Below are 17,937 nucleotides of genomic sequence, written 5' to 3'. Positions count from 1 at the left end.
CCCAACCCGCTGGTCTGGTAGAGCACCGGCAGCARSGTGAAGCCGATGCCGGTGCGCCGCGCGGCGCGCAGCAGCGCCAGGCTCAGGGTCGCATCGTCGGCATAGGGACGGCCGTCGGCGTCGTGGTGCACGTACTGGAACTCGCAGACGCTGGTGTAGCCGGCTTCGAGCATCTCGGCATAGAGCCAGGTCGCGACGGCTTCCATCTGCTCGGGCCCGAGGCGCGCGGCGAAGCGGTACATGAGCGTGCGCCAGCTCCAGAAGCTGTCCTGCTGCTCGGCACGGTGCTCGGTGAGGCCCGCGAAGGCGCGCTGGAAGGCATGCGAGTGCAGGTTCGGCATGCCGGGGATCAAGGGGCCTTGCACCGTGGCTGCGCCGGATGGCTGCGCCGCATCGGATTGCACCTGCGTCAGCTGCCCGGCCTCGTTCCATGCCAGCAGCACGTTCTTCGCCCATCCGGACGGCAGCAGCGCATCGGCCGCGAACAGCGTGCGCGTCATACCGCCTGCCCTGCTGCGATGCGGCCCTGACGCACCACGGTGCGCAGCGGCCGCTGGCCGAACCAGTACGCGAGCTCGGCCGCATCCTGCACGTTCCACAGCACGAAGTTGGCCGGCTGGCCCACATGCAAGGCGCCGTGCGTGTGCTGCAGGCCCAGCGCGCGCGCCGCGTGCCGCGTCACGCCGGCCAGCGCCTCGGGCACCGTGAGGCGGAACAAGGTGCAAGCCATGTTGACCATCAGCAGCAGGCTCAGCGCCGGAGAGGTGCCCGGGTTGTGATCGGTTGAGACGGCCATCGGCACACCGGCCGCACGCAATGCGTCGATCGGCGGCAGATGGGTGTCGCGCAGCGTGTAGTAGGCGCCGGGCAGCAGCACGGCGACCGTGCCGGCCGCGCGCATCGCTTCGATGCCTTCGGCCGACAGGTGCTCGATGTGATCGCAGGACAGCGCGCCGTATCGCGCGGCCAGCGCGGCGCCGCCCATGTCCGACAGCTGCTCGGCATGCAGCTTGACCGGCAGCCCCAGCGCCTGTGCCGCCTGGAAGACACGCTCGGTCTCGTGCAGCGAGAAGGCGATGCGCTCGCAGAAGACGTCGACCGCATCGACCAGCCCTTCGGCAGCCAGCGCCGGCAGCATCTCGTTGCAGACCAGATCGATGTAGTCGCCACTGCGGCCCGCGTATTCGGGTGGCAGCGCATGGGCGCCGAGGAAGGTGGTGCGCACCGTCACGCCATAGGCCTCGCCGAGCCGTCGCGCCACGCGCAGCTGCTTGCCCTCGTGCGCCAGCGCGAGGCCGTAGCCCGACTTGATCTCGATCGCGCAGACGCCATCGGCCAGCAGTTGTTCGAGCCGGGCCGCGGCCTGGGCATACAGCGCGTCTTCATCGGCCTCGCGCGTGGCGCGCACCGACGAAACGATGCCGCCGCCGGCCTTGGCGACCTCTTCGTAGCTCGCACCGGCCAGCCGCATCGCGAATTCGTTTGCGCGCTGGCCGCCGTAGACCAGGTGCGTGTGGCAATCGACCAGGCCGGGCGTGACGAGTGCGCCAGCGCAGTCGAAGCGCGGCAGGCCGGCACGCGCGGCGGGCAGCGCCGCGCGCTCGCCGATCCATTCGATCTTTCCGTTGGCGACCACGATCGCGGCGTCGACATCGAGGACCCGGTCGTCTGCCAGGGCCCCGGGCGCCAGCCGCAGGTATTCCCAGACACCGTCGGCGGAAGCAAAGGAGGAAGTGTTCATGGTGTCGGGGCGCCTGTGCTGTCGGATATCGCTTCAAGCCGCACCGCGACCAGCGCGGCATCGGTATCGGATGGGGTCGCCTGCCATCCGTGGGCGCTGTGCTCCCACCAGAGGCCGGCGCCGGGATCGAGGGTCGTCGTCTCATCCGACCGCAACTGCCAGCACCCGCGCAGCGCGAGCAACAGGCCGGCCTCGGCGGGCGCGATGACCTCGCTCGCGCCCAGCACCCGCACGTCGGCGCGCAGGCCGCCGCGCCGCGTCATCAGGTTGAAATCGGTCGAGGTCCCGCCGAGCAGGTCGCAGTCGAGCGCCACGTCGCCTGAAAAGGCGAATGGCGCATGCGGCCGATCGAGCCGGTGGTCGATGTGGCCATCGCCCGAGCGCAGCCGCACGCCCGCACCGTCGAGCAGCATGATCACGCGGTCGACGCCGGCGAAGGCCGAGAACGGGCCGGCCTGGTCGATGGTCGCGATGCTCACGCGCCAGTCGAAGCCCTCGATGCCCGCGCCCTCGGGGCGGCAGACGATCTCGCGCGTCGTGCCGCCGCCGTTCTTCCAGGGCATGGCGGCGAGCGAGGCGGTGTCGAAGCGATGGGTTGGCACGGCCGCGCTGGACTACTTGATCATCGGCAGGTTCAGCCCCTGCTTCTTCGCGGTCGCGATGGCGATGTCGTAGCCGGCATCGGCGTGGCGCATGACACCGGTGGCCGGGTCGTTCCACAGCACGCGCTCGATGCGCTTCGCCGCGGCGTCGGTGCCGTCGCAGACGATCACCACGCCCGAGTGCTGCGAATAGCCCATGCCGACGCCGCCGCCGTGGTGCAGGCTGACCCAGGTCGCGCCGCCCGCGGTGTTCAGCAGCGCGTTGAGCAGCGGCCAGTCGGAGACCGCATCGCTGCCGTCCTTCATGCTTTCGGTCTCGCGGTTCGGACTCGCAACCGAGCCGGTGTCGAGGTGGTCGCGGCCGATCACGATCGGGCCCTTGAGCTCGCCCGACTTGACCATCTCGTTGAAGGCCAGGCCGGCCAGGTGGCGCTCGCCCAAGCCCAGCCAGCAGATGCGCGCCGGCAGGCCCTGGAAGGCGATGCGCTCGCGCGCCATGTCGAGCCAGCGGTGCGTGTGCTTGTTCTCGGGGAACAGCTCCTTGATCTTGGCGTCGGTCTTGTAGATGTCTTCCGGATCGCCCGAGAGCGCGACCCAGCGGAACGGACCCTTGCCCTCGCAGAACAGCGGCCGGATGTAGGCCGGCACGAAGCCCGGGAAGTCGAAGGCGTTCTTCACGCCTTCGTCGAACGCGACCTGGCGGATGTTGTTGCCGTAGTCGACGGTCGGGATGCCCATCGCCTGGAAGTCAAGCATCGCCTGCACGTGCACGGCGCAGGACTTGGCTGCGGCCTTGCGCAGCATCGGATGCTGCGTGGCATCGGCCTTGGCGGCTTCCCATTTCGCCAGCGTCCAGCCGATCGGCAGGTAGCCGCTCGCGAGGTCGTGGGCCGAGGTCTGGTCGGTCACGAGGTCGGGCTTGATGCCGCCGGCCTTGGCGCGCTTCACCAGCTCCGGCAGGATCTCGGCCGCATTGCCGAGCAGGCCGATCGACACCGCTTCCCTGGCGGCCGTGTGCTTCTTGATCAGCGCGATCGCGTCGTCGATGTCCTTGGCCTGCTTGTCGAGATAGCGGGTGCGCAGGCGGAAGTCGATGCTGGCCTGCTGGCACTCGATGTTGAGCGACACGGCGCCTGCCAGCGTCGCGGCCAGCGGCTGCGCGCCGCCCATGCCGCCGAGGCCGGCCGTGAGGATCCACTTGCCTGAGAGGTCGTCGTTGTAGTGCTGGCGGCCGGCCTCAACGAAGGTCTCGAAGGTGCCCTGCACGATGCCTTGGCTGCCGATGTAGATCCAGCTGCCAGCCGTCATCTGGCCGTACATCATCAGGCCCTTGCGATCGAGCTCGCTGAAGTGCTCCCAGGTGGCCCACTTCGGCACCAGGTTCGAATTGGCGATCAGCACGCGCGGCGCGTTCTCGTGGGTCTTGAACACGCCTACCGGCTTGCCCGACTGCACCAGCAGCGTCTCGTCGTCGTTCAGTTGCTTGAGCGATTCGAGGATCTGGTCGAACGAGGCCCAGTCACGAGCCGCGCGGCCGATGCCCCCGTACACCACGAGGTCCTGCGGGCGCTCGGCCACTTCGGGGTCGAGGTTGTTCTGCAGCATGCGGAACGCGGCTTCGGTGAGCCAGCTCTTGCAGTTCAGCGCGCTGCCGCGCGGTGCGCGGATCACGCGGCTCGCATCGTGGCGCGGGTCGATGGTGCCGGCGAGGAATTTTTCGGGTGCGTTCATGGCGATGTTCCTTTCGAGGACGGGTCTGGTGGACGTTTTCAGGCGTGGCTGGGCAGGATGGCCTGGACTGCGGCGGGCCACTGGCCCTGGCGTGCCCACTGGCGCATGGCTTCGATCGACGGAGCGAGGAAGCGGTCCTGGTCGATGAAGGCGACGCGTTCGCGGATGGCGGCGAATTCGGCTTCGAGCAGCGGCGAGCTCTTCAAGCCTCTTTTCAGCTCGATGCCTTGCGCGGCAGCCATCGCCTCGATGCCGACGACCACGGCGGTGTTGTCGACCATGTCGCCGAGCCGGCGGCCCGCGAAGGTCGCCATCGACACGTGGTCTTCCTGATTGGCCGAGGTCGGCAAGCTGTCGACGCTGGCCGGATGCGCGAGCGATTTGTTCTCCGAGGCCAGCGCCGCGGCCGTGACCTGGGCAATCATGAAGCCCGAATTGACGCCGCCATCACGCACCAGGAACGGCGGCAGGCCCGACAGGCCGCTGTCGAGCAGCAGCGCCATGCGGCGTTCGGAGATCGCGCCGATCTCGGCCACCGACAGCGCGATGATGTCGGCCGCGAAGGCCACCGGCTCGGCGTGGAAGTTGCCGCCCGAGATCACGTCGCCGTTGTCGAACACCAGCGGATTGTCGGAAGCCGCGTTGGCCTCGATGCGCAGCACGCGGGCCGCATGCGCGAGGTTGTCGAGGCAGGCGCCCATCACCTGCGGCACGCAGCGGATCGAGTACGGGTCCTGCACGCGGCCGCAGTTGGCATGCGAGGGCAGGATCTCGCTGCCTTCGAGCAAGGCGCGCACCGCGCCCGCCACCGCGATCTGGCCCGGCTGGCCGCGCGCCGCGTGGATGCGGGCATCGAAGGGCTTGATCGAGCCCTGGATCGCCTCGAGCGACAGCGCGCCCGCCATCAGGCCGGCCGCGAAGACGTCCTCGGCACCGAACAGGCCGGCCAGCGCGAGCGCAGTCGACACCTGCGTGCCGTTGAGCAGCGCCAGGCCTTCCTTGGGGCCGAGCACGAAGGGCTCCATGCCGACACGGCGCAGCGCGTCAGCACCGCCGATGACCTCGCCGTCGGGCGCGGTGACCTCGCCCTCGCCGATCAGCACGCAGGCCAGGTGCGCCAGCGGCGCCAGGTCGCCCGAGGCGCCGACCGAACCCTTCGACGGAATGCGCGGCAGCAGGCCGGCATTCGACAGCGCCAGCAGCGCATCGACGATCCCGGGCCGCACGCCCGAGTGCCCGCGCGCCAGGCTCACCGCCTTGGTCGCCAGCACCAGCCGCACCACGCCGGCCGCCAGCGGCTCGCCGGTGCCGGCGCTGTGCGACAGCACCAGGTTGCGCTGCAGTTCGGCCAGCCGCTCGGGCGGGATGATGGTCTGCGCCAGCTTGCCGAAGCCGGTGTTGATGCCGTAGACCACCTCGCCGGCGTCGACGATGCGGCGCACCGTGGCCTGGGCCGCCAGCAGACCGGCGCGCGCCGACGGATCGAGCGCCAACTGCACGCCACCGGCATGCACACGGCGCAGAGTCGCGAGGTCGACGTCGCCGGGGGCGAGGACGATCGCTGCGGCATCGGTTGTTGTTGTGGTGGTCATGGGTCTCTCCTGTCTATACAAGTAGGCGCGCGCGAAATCAAAAACGGGACGTGCGCGTTCAGCCGAATGAAGGGTTGCCGTCAGCTCGGAATCGGCTGCCGAGGCGATAGCGTGAAGCGGGATGCAGGCAACGCACCACCGTGACCGGCTGGGTCCGGGTCCAGGTGCGGCGCGTCAGCAGCAGGCAGGGGTCGGTCACCGGCATCGCCAGGCGCTCAGCCTGCTCGGGGGTCGGCAGCACCGCGTCGACCACGTGCTCGATCTGGTCGAAGGGCACGTTGCGCACCAGGTATTCGCTCGGCGGAACCAGCGAGAAGTCCTGGTCGAGAAAGTCGGGCACCACGCGCGGATTGACGTAGCGGTCCTCGAGCTGCACCGGGATCTCGTTCTCGAGGTGCAGGCAGACCGTGTGGAACACCGACTCGCCGGGCCGCAAGTCGAGCCAGACCGCGACGTCGGGCGAGGCGGCGATGCGCTCGGCCGTCAGGAACTCGCAGCGGTAGTCGTGGCCGCGCTCGCGGATCTCGCTCGCGATGTTGGCGATCTGCAGCAGGGTCGACTGCGGCTTGTCCTCGGCCACGAAGCTGCCGACACCGGCCACCCGCACGATGCGCCCCTGCTCGACCAGCTCGCGCAGCGCGCGGTTGACCGTCATGCGCGCCACGCCGAACTGCGCCACCAGCTCGCTCTCCGACGGCAGGCGGTGGCCGGCGCTCCAGGAGCCGTCCTGGATCTTGTGCGTGATGAAGGCCTTGATCTGCTCGTACAGCGCCAGCGCCGGCGACGTCGAGGCCGAAGCGCGAGGCTGTGCGCTGCGGCGGGTGTCGTTGGCTTTGCGAAGGCTGGCGGTGGTCATGCAGTTTCTCTTCAGAGGGGGATCAATGCTCGGCAGCGGCCATCGACTCGGCGCGGATCTCTTCGGTCAGGCGCGCCTTGATGTCCATAAACTCGGGCGAGGTCTTGATCGTGTAGTGGCGCGGATGGCCGAAGTCGACCGGGATCTCGGTCTTGATGCGGCCCGGCCGGGCGCTGAACACCGCGACCCGGTTTGCCATGAAGATCGCCTCGTCGATGTCGTGGGTGACGAACAGCACCGTCTTGCGGGCCGACTCCCAGATGCCGAGCAGCAGTTCCTGCATCAGCACGCGGGTCTGGTTGTCGAGCGCACCGAAGGGCTCGTCGAGCAGYAGCATCTTGGGGTCGTTGGCGAGTGCGCGCGCGATCGCGGTGCGCTGCTGCATGCCGCCCGAGAGCTGCTTCGGGAAGTGGTTCTCGAAGCCGCGCAGGCCGACCTTGGCGATGAAGAAATCGCTGCGCTCCTTCTGGTCGGCCTCGCTCATGCCGCGCTCGCGCAGGCCGAAGCGGATGTTCTGCGCGATCGTGAGCCAGGGGAACAGCGTGTAGCTCTGGAACACCACGCCGCGGTCCGCCCCCGGACCTTCGATGGTCTGGCCGTCGAGCAGCACGCGGCCCTCGGTCGGATAGTCGAGCCCGGCGACGATGCGCAACAGGGTCGACTTGCCGCAGCCCGACGGGCCGAGGATGGTGACGAAGTCGTTCTCGCGCACTTCGAAGTCGATCGGCAACAGCGCCTGCGTGGTCTGGCCGCGCGTGCCGGTGAAGGTGCGCGAGACACCGCGAATCGAAAGCTGGTTCATCAGATCGTGCTCCAGGCGAAGAGGCGGCGGTTGAGCGCCTTGAAGGCGAAGTCGGAGATCAGGCCGATGACGCCGATGACGATGATCCCGAAGATGATCTGTCCGGTGTTCAGCAGCGCCTGGCTGTCGGTGATCATGTGGCCGATGCCGGACGAGGATCCGATCAGCTCGGCCACGATCACGTAGGTCCAGGCCCAGCCCAGCACCAGGCGCAGCGTCTCGGCGATGCCCGGCGCGGCGCCCGGGATCAGCACCCGCGCGACGATGCCGCGGCTGTTGGCGCCCAGCGTGTAGGCGGCCTCGACCAGGTCACGCCGCGCGCTGCCCACCGTGACCGCCACCATCAGCGTGATCTGGAACACCGAGCCGATGAAGATCACCAGCAGCTTCTGCGTCTCGCCAATGCCGGCCCAGAGGATTAAGAGCGGAATGAAGGCCGAGGCCGGCAGGTAGCGGCAGAACGACACGAAGGGCTCGAAGAAGGCCTCGACGCTCTTCCAGGTACCCATCGCGATGCCCAGCGGCACGGCCACGAGGGTCGCCAGTACGAAGCCGCCGAAGACGCGCCACACCGTCATGCCGATGTCGTGGCTGAAGTTGTACTCGGTGAACAGCCGCACGGCTTCCCTGACCATCGTGATCGGGCTGGCCAGGAAGGTCGGCGAGACGAGGCCGCCGAGCGTGAAGAAGGCCCAGACCACCACGAAGACCACGAAGAAGCCGACGCCGAGCAGCCAGCGCGCGCGCGCGCTGACGGGCTCGAGCGGCGCCAGCGCGCGGCGCCGGCGAGGCACCGCAGGGGTGGCCGGGGCGCTGGGAATCACCGGCTTGGATGAGTTCATGACAGGCGTCGCGCTCATGATCGTCGGCGTCCGTTACTTGACGAAGCTGGTGTCGAAGGTGGCGGCGAGGTCGTCGGGCACCTTGCGGATCACGCCCGACTCCAGCAGGATCGCCTGGGCATCCTTCATGAACGGCGTGATGTCGTTGGCGAAGAACTTCTGGTTGGTCGCCTTGTCCGACCAGCGCAGGTAGGCCGACGACTTGGCGAACTGCTCGCCGGTCTGCTTGACCGCTGCGCCCATGATCTCGTTCGACTTGGCCGGATCGTTCTTGATCATCTCGATCGCTTCGAAATAGGAGTTGGCCAGCGCCTGGGCCGCCTTGGCATTGGTCTTGAGCCAGGTCGGCGCGCAGCCGACCGTGTCGATCACCATCGGGTAGTCGAGCGTGGTCGCCAGGATCTTGCCGGCGGCGGGGTTGTTGCGCACGGTCGAGAGATAGGGCTCGTAGGTCATCGCGGCGTCGTTCTGGCCGGCGACGAAAGCCTGTGCGGCGGGCTGCGGTTCGAGCGAGACCAGCTTGACGTCCTTCATGCTCATGCCGTTCTTGTTGAGCATCCAGGCCAGGCCGAAGTACGGCGCGGTTCCCGGCGCGCTGACGCCGATGGCCTTGCCCTTGAGGTCGGCGAAGCTATTGACGTCGTTGCGCACGGCCAAGCCGTCGGCACCGTAGGACTTGTCCATCTGGAAGATCTGCACGATCGGCACGCCGTTGGCGCTCCAGGCGACGTGGGTCTCGACCGTGGTGGCCGCGCACTGGATCGCGCCCGAGGCCAGGGCCAGGTGGCGGTCCTTCTGCGGGATCATGCGCAAGTCGACCTCGAGTCCGTTCTTCTTGAAGATCCCGGCCTTGTCGGCCAGCGTCAGCGGCGCGAAGCCGGTCCAGCCGGACATGCCCAGCGTGATCTTGGTGTCTTCGGCATGGGCGCCCGTCGCCATGCCCGCGATACATGCGCCTGCCGCCACCAGCGAGGCGATTTTTCCGACCGTCTTGACCATTCAGGTTCTCCTGTTGCGTTTCAAAAATTTCGGCTCGCCGGCGACGCGAAAGACGCGAACTCCAGCAGTGCGGCCGAGTTTGGTTCCCCGCGATGCACCTGTATATACAGGTTAACCCGGAATTGCGCTCCGGGTCAACAGCGGCTTCGCCCCTTGTCAGTGCGCGAAAGCGGTTTCATGCACCAAAAGCTGTCTAGCCAGGATTTGGCGACGGCGAACGCATGGAGATTCGCAAGCGGCGTGCCAAGCCGATTGGCCTAGCGCGTGAGCGCGTCGGCCTGCTTCGAAACGCTGGTCTTGACCATCGCGGCGAAGGGCTCGGCCAGCGGCGACGCGAAACTCCCGGCCGGCGGATAGGCCAGCACCACCGACTGCAGCGCAAGCTGGCCGCGCAGCCGCCGGCAGGCGATGCGCTTGCCGTCGTAGGCCTGGTCGCGCACCGGCCGGGTCGTGAGCAGCGACACGCCGAGCCCGTTCGCCACCAGCGAGCGGATCATTTCGAGCGAAGCGCTCTCGTGCGCGATCCGCGGTGCGACACCGGCATCGCGGAACAGCGAAAGAAAGTACTCGCGGCTGTGCGGCAGGTTGATCAGCACCAGCGGCTCGCGCGCCAGGTCGGCGATGCGCAGGCTCGTGGCCTGGGCCAACCGGTGCCCCCAGGGCAGCAGCGCGTAGGGCCGCAGCTGCATCACGGGCGCCAGCCGCACGCCGCGGGCCAGGCCCAGGTCGTACATCAGCGCGACGTCGAGCGCGCCGCGTTCCAGCATGCGCGTCAGCGTCTCGGTGTCGCCTTCGACCAGCTGCACCTCGATGGCCGGCCAGGCCGCAGCCATGCGGGACAGCATGTCGGGCAGCCAGCGCGGCGCCAGGGTGCTCAGACAGCCGACGCGCAGCAGGCCGGCCAACTCGCCGGAGCGCGGCGCAGCGAGCGTGCGCGCCTGTTCGAGCAGAGCGTGCGCCTCGCGATGGCGCAAGGCACCGCGGGCTGTCAGCTCGAGCCCACGCGCGTGCAGCCGGATGAACAGCGGCTCGCCCCACAACTCTTCGAGGTCGGCGATGGCCTTGGAGATCGACGGCTGCGAGACGCTGAGCGCCTCGGCCGCCCGCGCGGCGCCGCCGTGCCGAGCCGCGGCAACGAAGTATTCGAGCTGGCGAAGGTTCAGGTGAATCATGTTTCTTGATCCAGAGCATCAATCAACAGTATTTTGAATTGATTCAATGCACAGCGACCATGGCGACCTTCCGGTCACGAAAGGACCCCTGCCATGACAGCCTCCGTCCGTCCGCTCGACGGCATCCGCATCCTCGACTTCACCCGCGTGCTCGCGGGCCCGCTCTCCACCGCGCTGCTGGCCGACCTGGGCGCCGAGGTGATCAAGATCGAATCGCCGCAGGGCGACGACTACCGCGCCATCGGCCCGATGAAGAATGGCCAGAGCGCGCTCTTCACGGTGATGAATCGCAACAAGAAGAGCCTGGTGCTCGATCTGAAGCACCCCGACGCGGTGCGGCTGGTGCACGAACTCGCGGCCTGCGCCGACGTGGTGGTCGAGAACTTCCGCCCCGGCGTGGCCGAGCGGCTCGGCATCGGCCCCGATGCGCTGCTGCGGCTGAACCCCAAGCTGGTCTATGTGAGCGTCTCGGGCTTCGGCCAGACCGGCCCGTATGCCCACCGCCCGGCCTACGACATCATCGTGCAGGCCATGAGCGGCCTGATGGAAGCCACCGGCGACCCCGACGGCGCACCGACGCTGGTCGGCGAGGCGGTGTCGGACGTGGTGGCCGGCTTGTTCGCCTCCTGGGCCACGCTGGCGGCACTGCTGCAGACCCAGCGCACGGGCCGCGGCCAGCATGTCGACGTCGCGATGTTCGACACCACGCTGAGCTTCCTCGCGACGTCGATGGCGCGCTTCCTGTTCACCGGCAAGCCGGCGCGCCGGGTCGGCAACCGGCATCCGCTGTCGGCGCCCTTCGGCGTCTATCGCGCGCAGGACGGCCACTTCGCGCTGGCGGTCCTCAACAAGAAGCTGTTCGATGCGATGGCCCTCGCGATGGAGATCCCCGCACTCGTGCAGGACCCGCGTTTCACCACCGACGAACTGCGCTCCGCGCAGGAGCCCGCGCTGCGCCGGCTGATCGAAGACTGGGCCGGCACGCATCCGGTCGATGAGGTCGTGCGCCGGCTCGACGCTGCGGGCGTGCCCGCCGCACCGATCTGGAACATCGAACAGGCGCTCGTCTCGCCGCAGGCCCGGGCGCGCGAACTGCTGCGCGAGGTACACGACGATCGCCTGCCCGGCCTTCGGCTGCCGACCCAGCCCGTGCGCTTCAACGGCGCAGCACCGAACCACAGCATGCGCGCTCCCGCGCTCGGTGAGCACACCGACGAATTGCTGGCGAGGCTGCTGGGCAGCGGCCTCAACAAGCTGGCCGAGCTGCGCTCGGCCGGTGTTTTCGGCGCAACAGCCGCCTCCTCTTCATCTCACAAGGAAACGACATGACACGACTCGGCGTCACCGAAGAAGACCAGGCCCTCGCCGATGCGGTCGCACGCTACGCGGCCGAAGCCTTGGCGCCGCTGGCGCGCGCCATCGACGAGGAAGAGCGCTCGGCCAGCTGCCATGTGCCGCAGCTGGCGGCGCTCGGCGTGATGGGCATGAACCTGCCCGAGCGCTGGGGCGGGCCCGGCGTATCGCCGACCGCGATGCTGCTGTCGCTGGTCGAGATCTCGCGCGCCTGCGCAGCCACCTCCTCGATGATCGGCGCTCACTACCTCGGCACCGACGCGGTGCTGATCGGCGGCGACGATGCCCAGCGCGCGCGCTACCTGCCGCGCGCCGCCAGCGGCGAATGGCTGGCCGGCTTCGCGCTGACCGAACCGCGCGGCGGCTCGCACCCGGCCGACCTGCGCACGCGCGCCGTGCGCGACGGCGACCACTACCGCATCGACGGCGTCAAGCACTTCATCTCGAACGCGGCCGAAGCCAAGTTCCTGGTGGTCTTCGCCAAGACCGACGCCACGGCCGGCGCGCGCGGCGTCAGCGCCTTCATCGTCGACACCGACCTGCCCGGCGTGACCGTCTCGTCGCCCGAGAAGCTCATGGGCATCCGCGGCGGCCACGCCTTCGAGGTCGCCCTCGAATCGGTGCGGGTGCCGGCGGCGAATCGCCTCGGCGAAGAAGGCAGCGGCTTCAAGACCGCGATGAAGGTGCTCGACAACAGCCGCCTCGACGTCGCCGCGACCTCGCTCGGCATCGCCGAAGCGGCGCTGGCGGCGGCCGTGGCGTGGGCCCGCGAGCGCCAAATCGGCGGCGAGCCACTGGCCGGCAAGCAGGGCATCCAGTGGATGCTGGCCGACATGAAGCTGCGGCTCGAAGCATCGTGGGGCCTGACGATGCAGGCCCTGGCACTGCGCACCGCCGGCGAGCCGTTCACGCTGCAATCCGCCATGGCCAAGCTCCATGCGTCCGAGATGGTGGCCTTCGTGACCGACGCGGCACTGCAGATCCACGGCGGCTACGGCTTCACGCGCGAGATGCCGCTCGAACGCTACGTGCGCGACGCACGCATCCTGCGCATCTACGAGGGCTCGTCGGAGATCCAGCGCAACATCATCGCGCGCATCGTGCTGGGCTGAGGCCCGGCTTGGCCCGAAGGCTGCGGCGGTCCCATAATTGACCTTTACGTCAACGTCAATTCCATCACCCATGCCGGCCACTCCCTTCGTCCCCCAGGATCCAGACTATGCGCAGCGCGTGCGCGAGAGCTTCGAGCGCCAGGGCGCCATGGCCACCATCGGCGCGCGGCTGGGCGAGATCGCGCCGGGCCGTGTGGCGATCGAACTCGACTGGGCCGCGGGCTTGACCCAGCAGCACGGCTTCCTTCACGCCGGCATGGTGGCCACCGCGCTCGACTCGGCCTGCGGCTACGCCGGCTTCACGCTGATGCCGGCCGATGCCGCGGTGCTGACCATCGAATACAAGATCAACCTGCTCGCGCCCGCCAAGGGCCAGAGCTTCCGCATGGTCGGCAGCGTGGTCAAGCCCGGCCGCACGATCACGGTCTGCGAGGGCCATGCCTACGCGATCGACGAGGGCCGGGAAAGGCTGGTGGCCACCATGGGGTGCACGCTGATGGCAGTTTTCGGCCGCGAAAACATCCGCGCGTGACGGCCGCGGGCGGGCACGACCAAGCGACAATGAGGACCGGCCCGCCGCCGTGACCCTGGCGGGCCGTCCTTCATCCAACGCCCACCAGTGTCCGCCTTGCCCATCGCCTCTTCCGTCTCCGCGCTCGCGCCTTCGTCCGGCGCCGACGACCCGCAGCTGATCCTCCACGAGATCTTCGGCTACGCGCAGTTCCGCGGCCCCCAGCAGGCGATCGTCGACCACGTCGTGGCCGGCGGCGACGCCCTGGTGCTGATGCCCACCGGCGGCGGCAAGTCGCTGTGCTACCAGATCCCCGCCATCGCCCGCCAGCGCGCGGGCCATGGCGTGACGGTGGTGGTGTCGCCGCTGATCGCGCTGATGCACGACCAGGTTGGCGCGCTGCACGAGGCCGGCGTCGATGCCGCCTTCCTCAATTCCACGCTCGACTGGGAGCAGACCCAGGACGTCGAGCGCCGCATGCTGCGCGGCGAGATCACGCTGCTGTATGCGGCGCCCGAGCGCGTCAACACGCCGCGCTTCCTGTCGCAACTCGATTCGCTCAGGGAGCGCGGCAAGCTGGCGTTGTTCGCGATCGACGAGGCCCATTGCGTGAGCCAGTGGGGCCACGACTTCCGCCCCGAGTACCGCGCCCTCACGGTGCTGCACGAGCGCTATCCCGGCGTGCCGCGGATTGCGCTCACCGCCACTGCCGATGCGCTGACCCGGGCCGACATCGTCGAGCGGCTGCAGCTCGAGGAGGCGCGCCAGTTCGTCTCGAGCTTCGACCGGCCGAACATCCGCTACACCATCGTCGAGAAGAAGGAAGCCACCACGCAGCTGCTGCGCTTCATCGAACGCGAGCACGAGGGAGATGCCGGCGTGGTCTATTGCCAGTCGCGCAAGCGGGTCGAGGACGTGGCGCAGACGCTGCGCGACGCCGGCATCAACGCCCTGCCCTACCACGCGGGCCTCGATGCCGCCGTGCGTCAGAAGCACCAAGATCGCTTCCTGCGCGACGAAGGCATCGTGATGGTCGCCACCATCGCCTTCGGCATGGGCATCGACAAGCCCGACGTGCGCTTCGTGGCCCACCTCGACATGCCGAAGAACATCGAGGGCTACTACCAGGAAACCGGCCGCGCCGGCCGCGACGGCGCCGCGGCCGACGCCTGGATGGCCTACGGCCTGCAGGACGTCGTGAACCAGCGCCGCATGATCGACGAGAGCCCGGCCGGCGAGGACTTCAAACAGGTCATGCGCGGCAAGCTCGACGCCCTACTGTCGCTGGCCGAAGCCAGCGATTGCCGGCGCGTGCGGCTGCTCGGCTACTTCGGTGAGAAGAGCACGCCCTGCGGCAATTGCGACAACTGCATCACGCCGCCGCAGGTGTGGGACGGCACCGATGCGGCGCGCAAGCTGCTGTCGACCATCTACCGGGTGCAGCAGCAAAGCGGCATCAGCTTCGGCGCCGGCCACATCATGGACATCCTGCGCGGCAAGGCGACCGAGAAGGTCAAGCAGTTCGGCCACGAGCGCGTCAGCACCTTCGGCATCGGCGACGAATTCAGCGAGGCGCAGTTGCGCGGCGTGCTGCGCCAGCTGATCGCCACCGGCGCGCTGGCGGTCGACGCCCAGGCCTACAACACGCTGCAGCTCACCGACGGTTCGCGCGCCGTGCTCAAGGGCGAGATCCAGGTGATGCTGCGCGAATCGGTCTCGTCGCCGGCGGAGCGCAAGTCGCGGCGCGAGAAGACAGCACGAGACGCGCCCCCGCCCGCCGCGGCGTCGCTCGACGCCGCCGGCCAAGCCCGCTTCGCCGCCCTCAAGGCCTGGCGCGCCGAAGTCGCGAAGGAGCACAACCTGCCGGCCTACGTGATCTTCCACGACGCCACGCTGGCGGCGATCGCCGAGCGCGCGCCGGCGACCCTCGAAGACCTGCAGGGCATCAGCGGCATCGGCACCAAGAAGCTCGACGCCTACGGCGAGGACGTGCTGCGCGTCTGCCGGGCTTTCTAGCACCCACGCTCCCCCACTGCGTGTGGGTCGCTGCCCCCCGAGGGGGCCGCAGGCCGCCTTGGGTCGGCCCGGCGCCGGCCTGAGCCCGCGCGGCCGGGCCCTAAGGACGGGGGACGATGCGGTTTTCGCGCAGGGACGGGCGGACCAGGTAGCGAGTGCCGGCGGCCTCGGCCTTGCCGAGCGCCAGCTCCGCCTTGTTGGTCGTTGCGGCCGGGCAGGCGCCGGTGCTGCGCAGCGTCAGCGCAGCCGCCAGCCGGGCCTCGGCCGGGTCGCCCAGCGCATGGCCGAAGTCATCGGCCACCGCGCAGGTCGGCGCGAAACCGTCGCCGTAGTCGCCGAAGCCCTGCTGGTTCACGCCCTGGAACTGGATCGCGAAATAGGTCGTGCCGCAGTTGTCCTGGGGAAAGAAGCCATAGGGCTTGCCGCAGGTGCCGGCACCGACGAGATTCACCGTGATGCCGACGCCGCGCAGGCCGTTGACGACCGATTCGCTGGCCGAGCAGGTGTCTGGCCCCGCCAGCACGGTGACGCGCGACAGGCCCAGCTGGGGCAGCGGGTCGCCGGCGCTCGTCGAGTAGCCACGCGAGGTCGCGTAGAACGGCAGGTTGACCTGGTTCCCTTTCTGGCCAAACGGATTCTTGTCGTTGAACTGCAGCTGCTCGAACACGTTGCCGAACGTCGCCTCGGGCGTGGCGACCATGAAGGCCAATTCGCTCGCCACGTCGAGCAGGCCGCCGCCGTTGTAGCGCATGTCGATCACGAGGTCGCTGACGGACGCTGCCTTGAGGGCATTCATGGCCACGATCAACGGCCCTTCCGCGGTCGCCAGATGGTCGTTGAACAACAGGTAGCCGACCGGCCCGGTCGGGCTGCCGATGGTCTTCACGTTCTGCACCGGCGCGCGTGTAATCCGGGCCGAGGTCAGGCTCACGCTGCGTACGCTGCCGTCGCCGGCCTGCAGCTTGAAACTGTGCGTCTGGTTGACGCTCGCCGGCGCCAGGGCGGCGTTCAGGGCGGCGACATCGGCGCCGGCCACGACATCGATCCCGTCGATCTCGACCAGCTTCAGGCCGCGTTCGATCGCGGCTTGCGCGGCCGGGGAACCCGGCTCGGTGAAGGCGACGCGAATATCGCGGGGCGGCGCCGCGCTCAGGAAGGCGAATTCGAGGCCGTAGCCGACCTCGGAGCCGGCCTGCGACTGTTCGCGATAGTCGAGCGTATCGACGGCGAAGTGAAAGCGGTCCTTGGGCCTGCCGGAGGCCATCAGCTTCGGCGTCTTGAGCACGTCGAAGTACGCGATCGGGGTGGCATAGTCGGCGGCCCGAAGGTCGTTGGGCACTTCGGCGTACCAGAGATAGGTCTCCGCGATCCAGGCGCGGACCCAGTTCTTCTCGGTGGCCAGCGAGCCGACCCCATCGGGGAAGGCCGCACCGGTGTCCGGGTCGACACCGAACCGCGGCGAAGCGCATTGGCCAGCTATGCTGGAAGACGCGACGATCGGATCGCCGCCCGTTGGCGCGGGCGCCGGCGACGGCAACGCGGCCAGCGGCAATGCCGCACCGCCGCCACCGCCTCCACAAGCGGCCAGCAGGCAAAGCGCTGCCAGCGCCAAGGCGGCCGACGCACAGCGCGCCGCGCCCCTTCTCGGGACACTCCTCATCGATCGATCTCCCTCGCGCGCGGCAATCCGCGCCCTTCTTCTGGGGTCTTTACTGGACGAAGCCGATGCCGCGCGATTCGCGCACTTCGGGCTTGATCCGGTGCTCGGCTTCGAGCTGGTCGAGAAACTCGGCCGCCGAGAACTCGACCGCCAGGATATCGGTCTGGCGCTTGACGGCCGCGAAATCGCCCGGACACAGCTGCGACAGCCTGGCCAGCCGCACCCCGATCTCGTGGGTCAGCAAGCTCGCATCGCCGGCCAGCGCCTCGGTGACGAACATCCGCTCGCGCTGCTCGGCGGTCAGCGGCATGAACTTGATCTTGAAGGTGAAGCGGCGCAGCGCCGCCTGGTCGAGCCGGTCGAGCAGGTTGGTGGTGCAGACGAAGATGCCGCTGAAGCGCTCCATGCCCTGCAGCATCTCGTTGACTTCGGTCACCTCGTAAGTGCGCTGGGCGTCGCGGCGGTCCTGGAGAAAACTGTCGGCCTCGTCCAGCAGCAGCAGCGCCTTCTCGGCCTCGGCCTCCTTGAACATCGCCGCCATGTTCTGCTCGGTCTCGCCGACGTACTTGCTCATCAGGTCGCTGGCCTGCTTGATGATCAGCGGCCTGCCGATGGCTTTGGCTATGTGCTCGGCCAACGCGGTCTTGCCGGTGCCCGGCGCGCCGTAGAAGCACAGCGTGCCATGCCCGCGCGCCTTCAGCGCCTCGACGATGCGCGGGATCTCGAAGCGGGTCTCGACGTTGAGCATGTCGAGGTCATAGGTCGTGACGCTGCGGCGCGCACCCGGTGCGTCGGGTGTGCCGAGCGCCAGATCGGCGTTCTTGAGCTGCCGCTCGATCAGCTTCTCGACCGAACCGCCCTCGGTCATGGCCAGCTCGGCGAAGCGCACCGCGGTGCGGATCTGTGCCGGCGTCAGGCCCTTGCGTCCGGCCAGCTTGGCCGTGAAGG

Annotated in this window: 16 protein-coding genes; 4 read left to right on the top strand and 12 right to left on the bottom strand. The window is 68.9% G+C overall.

Annotated elements, in window-relative coordinates; genetic code table 11:
• From AC1DY5_RS13425 to AC1DY5_RS13380, 10 genes are all read right to left on the bottom strand, one after another.
• Nucleotides 1–500: amidohydrolase family protein (locus tag AC1DY5_RS13425; RefSeq protein WP_478111962.1), on the bottom strand; the 500-nt coding region annotated here is incomplete at its 3' end.
• Nucleotides 497–1,741 carry an imidazolonepropionase gene (gene hutI / locus AC1DY5_RS13420; RefSeq protein ID WP_478111960.1) on the bottom strand — a complete coding sequence of 415 codons (1,245 nt, stop codon included), beginning with the start codon at nucleotides 1,739–1,741 and terminating at the stop codon, nucleotides 497–499. The genes AC1DY5_RS13425 and hutI, both read right to left, overlap by 4 nt.
• On the bottom strand, nucleotides 1,738–2,304 hold the full coding sequence (locus tag AC1DY5_RS13415; RefSeq protein ID WP_478111966.1) for a HutD/Ves family protein: 567 nt from the start codon (nucleotides 2,302–2,304) through the stop codon (nucleotides 1,738–1,740). Before AC1DY5_RS13415 ends, hutI begins: the two co-directional genes overlap by 4 nt.
• A 51-nt stretch (nucleotides 2,305–2,355) precedes the next feature.
• A complete protein-coding gene (gene hutU / locus AC1DY5_RS13410) occupies nucleotides 2,356–4,074 on the bottom strand; it encodes a urocanate hydratase (protein WP_478111958.1) in 1,719 nt (572 codons plus the stop codon).
• Nucleotides 4,075–4,112: 38 nt separating this feature from the next.
• Nucleotides 4,113–5,666, bottom strand: coding sequence for a histidine ammonia-lyase (gene hutH, locus AC1DY5_RS13405; RefSeq protein WP_478111956.1), 1,554 nt, complete (start codon nucleotides 5,664–5,666; stop codon nucleotides 4,113–4,115).
• Nucleotides 5,667–5,724: 58 nt separating this feature from the next.
• Nucleotides 5,725–6,522: a histidine utilization repressor gene (gene hutC / locus AC1DY5_RS13400; RefSeq protein ID WP_478111954.1), complete on the bottom strand. Its 798-nt coding sequence runs from the start codon at nucleotides 6,520–6,522 to the stop codon at nucleotides 5,725–5,727.
• A 22-nt stretch (nucleotides 6,523–6,544) separates the two neighbouring features.
• A complete protein-coding gene (locus tag AC1DY5_RS13395) occupies nucleotides 6,545–7,324 on the bottom strand; it encodes an ABC transporter ATP-binding protein (RefSeq protein ID WP_286508603.1) in 780 nt (259 codons plus the stop codon).
• Complete coding sequence (locus tag AC1DY5_RS13390) at nucleotides 7,324–8,166, bottom strand: ABC transporter permease (RefSeq protein ID WP_478111952.1); 843 nt, start codon at nucleotides 8,164–8,166, stop codon at nucleotides 7,324–7,326. Before AC1DY5_RS13390 ends, AC1DY5_RS13395 begins: the two co-directional genes overlap by 1 nt.
• Nucleotides 8,167–8,199: 33 nt before the next feature.
• Nucleotides 8,200–9,165 (bottom strand): ABC transporter substrate-binding protein, encoded by a 966-nt coding sequence (locus AC1DY5_RS13385; RefSeq protein ID WP_478111950.1) that lies wholly within the window; start codon nucleotides 9,163–9,165, stop codon nucleotides 8,200–8,202.
• Between the two features lie 257 nt (nucleotides 9,166–9,422).
• The gene (locus AC1DY5_RS13380) at nucleotides 9,423–10,337 is read right to left on the bottom strand and encodes a LysR family transcriptional regulator (RefSeq protein WP_478111948.1); all 915 of its coding nucleotides are present in this window, start codon (nucleotides 10,335–10,337) and stop codon (nucleotides 9,423–9,425) included.
• A 93-nt stretch (nucleotides 10,338–10,430) separates the two neighbouring features.
• On the opposite strand from AC1DY5_RS13380, the gene AC1DY5_RS13375 reads away from it, so the two are divergent.
• The 4 genes from AC1DY5_RS13375 (at nucleotide 10,431) to recQ (ending at nucleotide 15,329) form a co-directional block, all read left to right on the top strand.
• Nucleotides 10,431–11,666 carry a CaiB/BaiF CoA transferase family protein gene (locus AC1DY5_RS13375; protein WP_478111946.1) on the top strand — a complete coding sequence of 412 codons (1,236 nt, stop codon included), beginning with the start codon at nucleotides 10,431–10,433 and terminating at the stop codon, nucleotides 11,664–11,666.
• Nucleotides 11,663–12,802 (top strand): acyl-CoA dehydrogenase family protein, encoded by a 1,140-nt coding sequence (locus AC1DY5_RS13370; protein ID WP_478111944.1) that lies wholly within the window; start codon nucleotides 11,663–11,665, stop codon nucleotides 12,800–12,802. The genes AC1DY5_RS13375 and AC1DY5_RS13370 overlap by 4 nt, the downstream gene beginning before the upstream one ends.
• A gap of 70 nt (nucleotides 12,803–12,872) precedes the next feature.
• A complete protein-coding gene (locus AC1DY5_RS13365; protein WP_478111942.1) occupies nucleotides 12,873–13,334 on the top strand; it encodes a PaaI family thioesterase in 462 nt (153 codons plus the stop codon).
• Between the two features lie 102 nt (nucleotides 13,335–13,436).
• Nucleotides 13,437–15,329, top strand: coding sequence for a DNA helicase RecQ (gene recQ / locus AC1DY5_RS13360; protein ID WP_478111964.1), 1,893 nt, complete (start codon nucleotides 13,437–13,439; stop codon nucleotides 15,327–15,329).
• Between the two features lie 100 nt (nucleotides 15,330–15,429).
• Here recQ and AC1DY5_RS13355 read toward each other — a convergent pair whose 3' ends face one another.
• Nucleotides 15,430–16,989, bottom strand: a complete 1,560-nt coding sequence (locus tag AC1DY5_RS13355) for a S41 family peptidase (RefSeq protein ID WP_478111940.1) — start codon at nucleotides 16,987–16,989, stop codon at nucleotides 15,430–15,432.
• Nucleotides 16,990–17,038: 49 nt separating this feature from the next.
• A partial coding sequence (locus tag AC1DY5_RS13350; protein ID WP_478111938.1) for an ATP-binding protein occupies nucleotides 17,039–17,937 on the bottom strand: 899 nt, incomplete at its 5' end.

Source organism: Variovorax sp. P4_D9 (genome assembly GCF_056401695.1).
Note: the sequence above shows the minus strand (reverse complement) of the source record. Positions and strands in the feature narration are given on the sequence as shown.